Annotated in this window: 8 protein-coding genes; 7 read left to right on the top strand and 1 reads right to left on the bottom strand. The window is 72.4% G+C overall.

Annotated features, from left to right (window positions below):
- The first annotated feature begins 6 nt into the window (after positions 1 to 6).
- A complete protein-coding gene (locus BM290_RS45395) occupies positions 7 to 621 on the top strand; it encodes an HAD family hydrolase (RefSeq protein ID WP_093622225.1) in 615 nt (204 codons plus the stop codon).
- 49 nt (positions 622 to 670) lie between these two features.
- Here the strand turns inward: BM290_RS45395 and BM290_RS45400 are convergent, their stop codons facing one another.
- Positions 671 to 2350: an alkaline phosphatase D family protein gene (locus tag BM290_RS45400; protein ID WP_093622237.1), complete on the bottom strand. Its 1680-nt coding sequence runs from the start codon at positions 2348 to 2350 to the stop codon at positions 671 to 673.
- Between the two features lie 138 nt (positions 2351 to 2488).
- On the opposite strand from BM290_RS45400, the gene ftsY reads away from it, so the two are divergent.
- The 6 genes from ftsY (at position 2489) to BM290_RS45430 (ending at position 11210) form a co-directional block, all read left to right on the top strand.
- Positions 2489 to 3658 (top strand): signal recognition particle-docking protein FtsY, encoded by a 1170-nt coding sequence (gene ftsY, locus BM290_RS45405; RefSeq protein ID WP_093622226.1) that lies wholly within the window; start codon positions 2489 to 2491, stop codon positions 3656 to 3658.
- A 37-nt stretch (positions 3659 to 3695) separates the two neighbouring features.
- Positions 3696 to 4493 (top strand): aminoglycoside phosphotransferase family protein, encoded by a 798-nt coding sequence (locus tag BM290_RS45410; RefSeq protein WP_093622227.1) that lies wholly within the window; start codon positions 3696 to 3698, stop codon positions 4491 to 4493.
- A 226-nt stretch (positions 4494 to 4719) separates the two neighbouring features.
- On the top strand, positions 4720 to 6105 hold the full coding sequence (locus tag BM290_RS45415) for an ammonium transporter (protein ID WP_093622228.1): 1386 nt from the start codon (positions 4720 to 4722) through the stop codon (positions 6103 to 6105).
- A gap of 33 nt (positions 6106 to 6138) precedes the next feature.
- Positions 6139 to 6477, top strand: coding sequence for a P-II family nitrogen regulator (locus BM290_RS45420; RefSeq protein WP_170167218.1), 339 nt, complete (start codon positions 6139 to 6141; stop codon positions 6475 to 6477).
- Between the two features lie 4 nt (positions 6478 to 6481).
- A complete protein-coding gene (locus BM290_RS45425; RefSeq protein ID WP_093622230.1) occupies positions 6482 to 8752 on the top strand; it encodes a [protein-PII] uridylyltransferase in 2271 nt (756 codons plus the stop codon).
- A gap of 64 nt (positions 8753 to 8816) precedes the next feature.
- Complete coding sequence (locus BM290_RS45430) at positions 8817 to 11210, top strand: glycosyltransferase (RefSeq protein WP_093622231.1); 2394 nt, start codon at positions 8817 to 8819, stop codon at positions 11208 to 11210.
- Positions 11211 to 11366: the final 156 nt, after the last annotated feature.

The following is an 11366-nucleotide window of genomic DNA, read 5'->3' on the forward strand; positions in this document are numbered from 1 at the left end:
AAGTCGATGCGCGACCGCGCCCAGGCCCTGATGATCGACCTGGACGGCGTGCTGCGCCGCTGGGACCCGGCCCCGATGATCGCCGTCGAGGTGGGGTATGGGCTGAAGCCCGCCACACTGCTGGAGACGGCGATGTCGTGGGACATCTACCGGCCCGCGATGGCCGGCGAGATCACCGACGCCGAGTGGATGAGGCTGGTCGCCGACCGGCTGCCGCTGGAGCCGGAGCGGGCCGCCGCCGCGGTCACCGAGTGGCAGTCGTACCGCGGCGAGGTCGACCCCGAGGCGCTCGCCTTCGTCCGCGAGGTGCGCGCCGGCGGCCGGAAGGTCGCGATCGCCACCAACGCCACCGACCGCCTGCGCCCCGACCTCGACGCCCTCGGGCTCACCGACGAGGTCGACCTGGTCCTCAGCTCGTGGGAGCTGAAGGTGCACAAGCCGGCCCCCGAGTATTTCGAGCAGGCCTGTGCCCGGCTCGGGGTGCTGCCCAAGCACGTGCTCTTCGTCGACGACGACGACCGGGTGATCCGCGGCGCCCGCTCGGCGGGCCTCTCCGGATACCGCTGGGCCGGCCCGGAGCACGTGCCCTACCTGCGTAAGGTCCTCGACCTGCCGGCCTGAGCCGGCCACGACGAGGGCCCCCGGCGTCTCGCTGGGGGCCCTCGTCGTGTCAGGTGCGGTAGTCGACGGCGGCGACGTCGTGCAGGGCGCCGTCCTTGGTGGTGCCCTCGATGCGGGCGGTGGCGGCCTGACCGTCCAGCCGCAGGGTGCCGATCGCGTTGCCGAAGTACGGTCCGGCCAGCTTCTTCCAGCGCAGCGCCGGTTTGCGCACCGACATGGTCAGGGCCAGCCCGCGCACCGACTGCACCACCCCCGGCCACCAGGCGACCCGCATCAGCGGGCGCAGCGGCAGCGGCACCTCGTTGTGGATCGGGGAGCAGGTCAGCTGGTAGACGGGGGTCGTCATGGCCTGCCCGAAATCGGCACGTGCCACATACGAGTGATGAACGTCACCGGAGAGCACGCTGATCGAAGCCGGCGCACGATACGCCCCACCGGCGCCCACCCGGTGGCCGGGCGCCTCCGGACCGCCCTCGCCGAGCCGCCGGAACAGCTCGCCCAGCGCCGCGAACGACTTGCCGAACGCGGCCCAGTGCTCCAGGTCGAAGGTGCGGCGGACCTTCTCGCCGAACGCCGCCGACCGGGGCCGGTGCGACTCGGAGATCCGCTCGTTCCACGCCTCCAGGTAGTGGATGGCGGGCGGCATCAGCCACGGCAGCGACGAGCCGACCACCAGATGGTCGTAGTCGCCGTGGGCCCGGTTGACGAACCAGTTCCACTCGGCGGCCGGCAGCATCGCCCGGGCGCCCGGCGTCAGCACCCGGTTGCAGCGGTTGTCCAGCACGATCAGGCGGGTCCGGCCGATGTCCAGGGCGAAACTCCACTGGTACGGCACATCGGTGTTCTCCGCGGAGCCGGGCTCGTCCACCCGTAACCCGAACTCGTGCAGCAGGTCGGTCGCGTCCTCGGCCTCCGACACCTTGCGGAACAGCGGATCGGCGGCCAGCTCGTCCGGGCTCAGGTTGCCCAGGTGCTGATAGATCCAGTAGGAGGCCAGGCCGGCGGAGATCCGCTCCCGCCACCACGGCTGGTCGGCCATGTCGGAGCGCCAGGACGCCGAGGTGTTCCAGTCGTCGATCAGCTCGTGGTCGTCGAAGATCATCACGCTCGGCACGGTGGAGAAGAGCCACCGCACCTCCGGGTCACGCCACGACTCCAAATAGAGCTTCGTGTACTCCTCGAAGCCGACGACCTGGTCGGTGGGGCCCTGATGGCCGTTGCGCCGGCGGGCCCGCAGGAAACGGCGCACCTTCGGTGAGGTCTCGTCCGCATACACCTGATCACCGAGCAGGACCAGCAGGTCGGGCCGGGTCTCCGCGTCGACCATCAGCCGGCGGGCGAACGCGTCCAGCGCGTCCGGCGGCAGCCAGCGCCCGCTCACCTGGGGCGTGCCCTTGCGGCAGGAGCCGAAGATCAGGCTGACCGGCTGGGCGGTGTCGTCGCCGGCCCGGGTGCTGATCACCGGCGGCGGATACTCCGAGCCGGCCTCGGGCCAGACCTGCCGGTCGTCGAGGAACAGCCGGTACGGGTTCGCCGCATCGGGGGCGAGCCCGTCGACCGTGACCATCGCGTAGTGGTGGCCGTACGCCGAGAAGGTCCGGGCGGACCCGGCGCCCGCGCCGTCCACCTCGACCCGGGCCTGCGCCGGCGCGCTGGTCTCCAGCCACAGGGTCGCGCGGTCGCCGTCGACCCTGCGCAGCACCGGTCCGATGAGTAGTTGAGCGGTCACCGGGCGGTGCCGGGGGTGTGACGCATGGGGGTCCTCCACGCCGATTCAGGGGGCGTCCCATCCTCCGTCAATCCGGGCCGGAACCGCCAGTGCACGGCCTGCGCCACGGCCGGACGGCTCATCTGTCAGGATTCGGGCATGGAATACGTGGTCGCCGCAGTGATCCTGCTCGTCGTCCTGATCGTGGGCGCGGTCGGGCTCGTGGTGCCGAAGATGCGGCGCCGCGATCTCCCGCCACCGCCTGCCGTGCCCACCGTGCCCCCGGTGGAGGAGGAGATCCCGCCGCTCATCGAGCAGGCGGCGCCCCCGGTGGCCGTCGAGGAGCCGCCCGTCGAGGCGCCCCCGGTGGTCGAGGAGAAGCCTCTCCTGGAGAAGCCGGAGCCGTCCGCCGGCCGGCTGGTCCGGCTGCGGGCCCGCCTGGCCCGGTCGCAGAGCGCGCTCGGCCGCGGCCTGCTCAACGTCCTCTCCCGGGACCACCTCGAGGAGGAGGACTGGGAGGAGATCGAGGAGAGCCTGATCACCGCGGACGTCGGCATCGAGGCGACCCAGGTGATCGTCGAGCGGCTGCGCGAGCGGGTCCGGGTCCTCGGCACCCGGACGGTGGCCGAGGTCCGGGAGCAGCTGGTCGAGGAGCTGGTCGGGGCCCTGGAGCCGGGCATGGACCGCAGCCTGCGGACGGCGCCGCACGACGGCCGCCCGGCGGTGGTCCTGGTCGTCGGCGTCAACGGCGCGGGCAAGACCACCACGTGCGGCAAGATCGGCCGGGTGCTGATCGGCGACGGCGGCAGCGTGCTCTTCGGCGCGGCCGACACCTTCCGGGCCGCCGCGGCCGACCAGATCCAGACCTGGGGTGAGCGGGTCGGCGCCGAGACCGTCCGCGGCCCGGAGGGGGGAGACCCGGCCAGCGTGGCGTTCGACGCGGTGAAACGGGGTATCGACACGGGCGTGGACACCGTACTGATCGACACCGCGGGCCGCCTGCAGAACAAGGTCGGCCTGATGGACGAGCTGGGCAAGGTCAAGCGGGTGGTGGAGAAGCACGGCCCGGTCGACGAGACCCTGCTCGTGCTGGACGCGACGACCGGTCAGAACGGTCTGGAGCAGGCACGGGTGTTCACCGAGGTGGTGGATGTCACGGGTGTGGTGCTCACCAAGCTCGACGGGACGGCCAAGGGCGGCATCGTCATCGCCGTGCAGCGCAAACTCGGGATCCCGGTCAAGCTGGTCGGCCTCGGCGAGGGTCCGGACGACCTCGCTCCGTTCGAGCCGAAGGCCTTCGTCGAGGCCCTTGTGGGCGGGGACGCGTAGGCTCGCGGGTGTGCACCATCTCTCTGGGAGGCCGTGAGTGACGCAGGAGCCGCTGCGCGAGATACCGCTGCACGGTGGAAACGTCTCTACGGTCTCCCGGATCGGCGACACGGTCCGGCGCAACGCGGGGCCGTGGACGCCCGCCGTGCACGCTCTCCTGCTCCACCTGGAGCGGGTCGGCTTCACCGGCTCGCCGCACGCCCTCGGCATGGACGAGAAGGGTCGTGAGGTCCTCTCCTATCTGGACGGGGAGTGCGGCGAGTATCCGCTGGCCCCGCACTGGGTGACCGAGGAGGCGCTGGTCACCGTCGGCACCATGCTGCGGATGTTCCACGACGCGCAGTATGGTTTCGTCCCACCGCCGGGCTCGGTCTGGCGCTCGTTCGGGCCACCGCCGCCGGACACCGAGGTGATCTGTCACCACGACGCCGCCCCGCACAACGTGGTCTGGCGGCCCGACGGCACCCTCGCCCTGATCGATTTCGATCTGGCGTCGCCCGGCTCACGGCTCTACGACGTGGCGTATGCGGCGTGGACCTGGGTGCCGCTGTTCAGCGACCGGGATTCGTACACCCTCGGGTGGAAACGGCCGAACCGGCCTCGTCGCCTGCGGTTGTTCGCGGATGCGTACGGGTTGATCCCGCGGGACCGGCACCGGCTGGTGCGGACCATCCGCAAGCGGATCGTGGACCACGTCGAGGGCATCCGGCGGATGGCCGCGGCCGGCGATCCGGCGTTCGTGCGGATCGTGCACAAGGGCCACCTGCGGCGCCCGATGCGCGACCTGCGGCTGCTCGACTACGAGCGCCACACGCTGGAGTATGCGCTGCGCTAAAGCCCTGCGATGGGGCGAAAGCGCCTATATCGTGGCAGCTCAGAGCGCCCCTCCTCGCGGACTGTGAGGTTTTCTTCACACGTCGGAAACAACGCGTGACGTCTCGGAAATCGCGCGAAGACCGTGCTCGAAACAGCAGGCCGGAAAGCTTCGCGCCGAACCGGCCGACAGGCGGCGTTGCCCCAGGTCCGGTGTGCGAGGACACCTTATTCCGAGAGGAGGCAGCGTGGAGATCAACACCGGCAATACCGCCTGGTTGCTCCTGTCGTCTGCGCTCGTTTTGCTCATGACACCGGGTCTGGCGCTGTTCTACGGTGGCCTCAACCGGTCCAAGGGCGTTCTGAACATGATGCTGATGAGCTTCTCGGCCATCGGCCTGATCAGCGTCCTGTGGGTCATCTACGGTTTCTCGCTGGCCTTCGGCGTCAACGAGAACGCCGGTCTGAACAACATCATCGGCAACTTCAGCTACCTCAACACCCCGGTTGACAAGATCACCGAGGAGTGGCTGTTCTTCGGGGCCAACACCGGCATCCCGACATACGCGTTCCTCGTCTTCCAGATGATGTTCGCGGTCATCACCGTCGCCCTGATCAGCGGCGCCGTCTCGGACCGCTTCAAGTTCGGCGGCTGGGTCCTCTTCGCGCTGGGCTGGTTCACCCTGGTCTACGTCCCGGTCGCACACTGGGTCTGGGGCGGCGGCTTCATCGGCGCCAAGATCCGCGCACTGGACTTCGCCGGTGGTACGGCGGTGCACATCAACGCCGGCGCCGCGGCCCTGGCGCTGGCCCTGATCCTCGGCAAGCGGATCGGCTGGCCGAAGGAGAACATGCGGCCGCACAACGTGCCGTTCGTCGCCCTCGGCGCCGGCCTGCTGTGGTTCGGCTGGTTCGGCTTCAACGCCGGCTCCGAGCTGACCGTCGACGGCACCACCGTCATCGCCTTCATCAACACCCAGGTCGCCACGGCCGCCGCGCTCGTCGGCTGGGTGGCCGTCGAGTGGATCCGGGACCGCAAGCCCACCCTGGTCGGCGCCTCCTCCGGCGCGGTCGCCGGCCTGGTCGCCATCACCCCGGCCTGTGGCTTCATCTCCCCGCTCCCGGCCGTCCTGGTCGGCCTGATCGCCGGTGTGGTCTGCGCCCTGGCGGTCGGCCTGAAGTACCGCTTCGGCTACGACGACTCGCTCGACGTGGTCGGCGTCCACTTCGTCGGCGGCTGGATCGGCTCGCTCTCCATCGGCTTCTTCGCCAACGAAGCCGTCAACGCCGGCATCACCGACGAGAAGATCCTCAACGCCAGCAACGGCCTCTTCTACGGCGGCGGCGCCACCCAGCTGCTCCGCCAGTTCGAGGGCAGCGCGGTCGTGACGGTCTACTCCTTCGCCGTCGCGGCGGTGCTCGCCCTCATCCTCAAGCTGGTCAAGCTCGGCCGGGTCAGCGAGGAGACCGAGGTCGGTGGCATCGACATCACCTCGCACGGCGAGAGCGGCTACGACTTCACCCCGGCCGCGGGGGCCGGCGGGGGCGGCGCGTTCGCCCTGGCCGGTATCGGCACCAAGGAAACCGTGGACGCTGACGGCAAGGCTTCCGTCAGCCAGAAGGTCTCCAGCTAGATTCCCCCGATGGCTGCAATGGAAGGACTGAGCATGAAGCTGGTGACCGCGGTCATCAAGCCGTACCAGCTCGACGCGGTGAAGGAGGCTCTGCACGCCCTGGGCGTCGCCGGGCTGACCGTGAGCGAGGTGCAGGGATACGGCCGTCAGAAGGGCCACACCGAGGTGTACCGGGGCGCCGAGTACACGGTCGAGTTCCTGCCGAAGATCAAGGTCGAGGTGCTGACCGACGAGATCGACGTCGAGAAGATCGTCGACGCCATCGTCGGCGCCTCGCGGACCGGCAAGATCGGTGACGGGAAGGTCTGGGTTACCTCGATCGACGAGGTCGTCCGGGTCCGTACCGGCGAGCGCGGCCTCGACGCCCTCTGATCCCATGACGAACCCGTTGAGTGAGCCGCCGGCCCCTCCGGCACGCCCGGCCGCCGGTGGCTCACTCGACGAGCTCAAGCACCACATCGGCGCCGCCGCCCGCGACGAACGGGCCGCGGCCCTCGAACTCTGGCTCAAGCAGCTCTTCCCGTCCCACCTGCCCGGCGTCAGCCTGATCGCGGTCGGTGGGCTCGGCCGGCGCGACTGCGCCCCCTACAGCGACCTCGACCTGGTGCTGGTGCACAACGGCACCGCCGGGATCGACCGGATCGCCTCCTCCCTCTGGTACCCGATCTGGGACGCCCGCCTCGGGCTGGACCACTCCGTGCGTACCCTCCCCGAAGCCCTGTCCGTCGCCCACGACGACGTGAAGGTCGCCCTCGGCCTGCTCGACGCCCGGCACCTGGCCGGCGACGCCGGCCTCTCCGCCGAGGTGATCGCGGCCGTCTCCGACCAGTGGCGGCGCACCGCCGTCCGGATGATGCCGCAGCTGCGCGAACTCACCACCAGCCGCTGGACCCAGCACGGCGAGCTGGCCTTCCTGCTCGAGGGCGACCTCAAGGAGGCGTCCGGCGGGCTGCGTGACGTGACCCTGCTGCGCGGCATCGGACGGGCCGGGATCGCCGACACCATGCGCCCCGCGGTCCGCGCCGCCACCCTGCGCCTGCTCGACACCCGCGACGCCCTGCACCTGGCCGTCGGCCGCCGCGTGGACCGGCTCGTCGCCCAGGAGCGCAAGGCCGTCGCCGACCTGCTCGACATCGACGACCCGGACAATCTGCTGCGCCGGGTGGCGGGCGACGCCCGTACCGTCGCCCATGCCGTCGACGACGCCTGGCGTGCCATCGACCGCCTGCGCGGCGGACGACGCCGCGGCGGGCCGTCCGCCCCGCCGAGCCGCCGCCCGGTCGCCCGCGACGTGGTCGAACAGGACGGCGAGCTGGTGCTCGCCCGCACCGCGATCGGCCCCGTCCCGGACCCCAGCCTCTCGCTGCGGGTCGCCGCTGCCGCCGCCATCACCCAGCTGCCGATCGCCCGGGCCACCTGCGAGTGGCTCGCCGCCTTCTGCCCGCCGCTGCCGTCGCCCTGGCCGCCCGCGGCCCGCGCCGCGCTGGTCTCGCTCCTCGGCTCCGGTCCCGGTCTGCTGCCCACCTGGGAGACCTGCGACCGGTACGGCCTGATCGACGCGTGGCTGCCCGAATGGGCCCGGATGCGCAGCCTGCCGCAGCACCACCCGATCCACCGCTACACCCTCGACCGGCACCTGGTGCAGGCCGCCTACGAGGCCACCGCCTTCGCCCGCGAGGTGGACCGCCCCGACCTGCTGCTGATCGGCGCCTTCCTGCACGACGTCGGCAAGGGCCTGCCCGGTGACCACAGCATCGCCGGCGCCCCGATCGCCGCCGACATCGCCACCCGGCTCGGCCTGCGCCCCGCCGACGTCGCCACCGTGGAGAAGATGGTCCTGCTGCACCTGCTGCTGCCGGACGTGGCGACCCGGCGCGACCTGAGCGACCCGAAGACCATCTCCACCGTGGCCGAGGCGGTCGGCGACACCCACACGCTGCACCTGCTGCACGCGCTGGCCCGCGCCGACTCGCTGGCCACCGGCCCGGCCGCCTGGTCGGACTGGAAGGGCCGGCTGATGGCCGATCTGGTCACCAAGGTGGACACCGCGCTCGACACGGGCGCCCTGCCCGAGCCGCCCGAACCCGACCCGGAGCTGCTCGACGGCGCGCTGCCGGTGGTGCACCTGGACGGCGACCGGGTGGCGGTGGCCGCCGCCGACCGGCGCGGGCTGCTCGCCGGGGTGGCCGCCTGCCTGGCCATGCACCGGCTCGACGTGGTCGCCGCGGACACGAGCACGGTGGACGGGCGGGCCATCGTCGAGTTCTCCACCTCGCCGCGGTACGGGTCGCCGTACGATCCGGTCGCTCTCGCCGCCGACCTGCGCCGGGTCGGCGCCGGCGACGTGTCGGTGACCCAGCGGGTGCGTGCCCGCGCGATGAGCGCCCGCGGCGGGACCGCGTCGCCCCGCGTGGTGTGGCAGCGCGACGTGGCCACCGACGCCGTCGTGCTGGAGCTGCGCGCCGCCGACTCGCCCGGCCTGCTCTACCGCGTGACGCACGCCCTCGACGAGGCCGGGGCGGAGATCCGCGCGGCCCGCATCTCCACCCTCGGCAGCGATGTCGTCGACGCCTTCTACCTGGTCGGGGCGTGGGCCTCGGCCGACGAACGGAACCGGGTGGAGGCGGCCGTCCTCGCCGCCGTCTAGCGTCACTCCACTGTCGTGCCCGCGTTGATCCGAAAGGACATTGCCGGGTACGGACGGAGAGTCGATGACCGAGGCTCAGCCGGTCGCGTTGCTGGACGATCACGTCGCCCTCGCCGGCGCCGGGGCGGAGGTGTCGCTGCCGAACACGGCGATGCGCAACCGCTCGGTGGCCGCCCGCCGGGTGCTGGCGCGGGCCGCCGGGATCGGCCTGGACGAGGTGCTGGAGGCGGCTCGCCGGGGCGACACCCGCCGGATCCGCCGGCCGGTCGACCCGGTGCTGCTGGCCGGGCTGGCGCAGACCATCGCCCTGCAGGACGAGCTGCCCGGCGACCGGGACGACGCCCTCGCCCTGTACGCGCTGATCCGTACCGCCCGCGGGGCGCGTGCCCTGCCACCGGCCCATCAGGCGCTGCACGTCCAGCTGGTCTACGCGTGGCAGGGGCCGGCGAACGCACGGCAGCTGCTCGGGGCGTACCGGCGGATCCCGGCGGCGGCCCGTGAGTCGCTGGAGATCGACCTGGCGAACCCGTTCGCCGGTGGCTCCGGTGAGTCCGCCGAGCTGGAGACCTGGACGGCGAGGTTCGGGGCGCTCTTCCCGGAGCCGGGGCCGGTCCTGGCGGCCGCCCCGGAGAAGGCGCCGTTCGACCGGCTCACCGGGTCCGCCGGGCACCTCACCGACACGGCCGGCGAGCGGGTCTCGGTGGTCGTCACCGCGTACCGGCCGGGGGAGGGGCTGCTCACCGCGGTCCGGTCGATCGCCGCCCAGTCGTGGCCGGACCTGGAGATCATCGTGGTGGACGACGCGTCGCCGCCGGAGCACGACGCGATCCTGGCCGCCGCCGAGGACCTCGACCCCCGGGTCCGGCTGATCCGGCTGCCCGCCAACGGCGGCACCTACGCGGCCCGCAACGCCGGGCTGGAGGCGGCCCGTGGCGACTTCGTCACCTTCCAGGACTCCGACGACTGGTCCCATCCGCGCCGCGTCGAGATGCAGGTCCAGCCGCTGCTCACCGACCCGGCCGTGGTCGCCACCACCTCCGAGGGCATCAGCGTCACCGACCGGCTGGTGATGACCCGTCCGGGCATCCGGCGCGGCCGCGTCAACGTGTCGTCGCTGCTGTTCCGGCGGGCGGCGGTGCTCGGGCGGATCGGCTGGTTCGACAGGGTGCGCAAGGCGGCCGACTCGGAGTTCCTGGAGAGGATCCAGACCGCCTTCGGCGCCGGCGCGGTACGCCGGGTCGCGCACCCCCTGGCGCTGATCAGGCTCTCCGAGGGCTCGCTGTCCCGTGCGGAGATCCGTGCCTACTGGATGCATCCGGCGCGGACCGCGTACATGTCGGCGTACCGGTGCTGGCACGCCACCACCCGCCCGCTGCATCGGGAGCGGGCGGACCGTCCGTTCGTGGTGCCCGCCCACCTGAGCGGCGTGTCGCAGCCCCGCCACTTCGACGTGGTGGTGGCCGCCGACTGGCGGTTCCTCACCGGCACGCAGCGGGCAGCGCTCGCCGAGATCCGGGCCCTGCACGCGGCCGGCCTCTCGGTGGCGATCCTGCACCTGGAGTCGCTGCGCTCGGTGCACCGGCAACGGCGGTCGCTCAGCCCGGACGTGCAGCGGCTGATCAACGCGGGGCGGCTGGACCAGGTGCTGGAGACCGATCCGGTGTCGGCCGGCCTCCTGCTGGTACGGCAGCCGGAGGTGCTGCAGTTCGCGCCCGAGGACGGTGTCCTGCTCCGGCCGGGACGGACCCTGATCCTCCCCGACCGGGCCCCGGCCCGGAGCGACGGCAGCGACCGTCGCTACACGGTGCCGGCCGTCACGGAGGCGGCGCGGAGGCTCTTCGGCGGGGAGCCCCAGTGGTGCCCGCGGGACGTGCCGGAGCTGCCGGCGGCCGTCGAGCCGCTGGACGTGGCCCGGCCCCTGCCCGGCCCGCGCGGCCCGGCCGTCGTCGGCGTCGACCTGTGCGACGCCGGGGAGTGGCCCGGCGACCTCGCGGCCGCCCTGGACGTGCCACGCCGCTGCACCGACGCCGACGTGCGCCTGCGCCTGCCGGAGACCCCGCTGCGCCCGGCCGGGCTGCCCGCCCACTGGCTGGTCTACGAGCCGTCCGACCTGGACCCGCGCACCTTCACCGCCCAGCTCGACTTCTACCTGCACTTCCCACCGGACCAGACCGCCGAGCCGATCTCCCGCCCGGCCCTGGAGGCGGCCGCTACCGGCTGTGTCGTGCTCGTCCCGGACCGGCTCGCCGGCGCCTTCGGCGACGCCGCCGTGGCGTGCACGCCGGACGAGGCGCCGTCCCTGGTCCGCCGGTTCCGCGACGACCCGGCCCGGTACGCGGCGCAGAGCATGCTGGCCCGTGCCGCCGTCGACCGCGACCACCGCCCGTCGGTCTTCGCCGACCGGATCGCCGCCCTCCTGCCCGTGGCCCCGCCGGCCCCCTTACAGCGCGTCCCGTAACGGGGCCGGTCCCGGCCCCGTTGACCCGTCCGGAACTGCACTACGAGGAGTTCGCATGAGTAGCCCTGTGTCAACCCGCCACGGTTTGATCTTGGTTGAGGAGTCGTTGGAGGGCTCGGTGTTGTGCGGGATCGTAGGCGGTGCCGGTGGTCCAGC

The organism is Actinoplanes philippinensis, from assembly GCF_900113015.1.
Classification (GTDB): domain Bacteria; phylum Actinomycetota; class Actinomycetes; order Mycobacteriales; family Micromonosporaceae; genus Actinoplanes; species Actinoplanes philippinensis.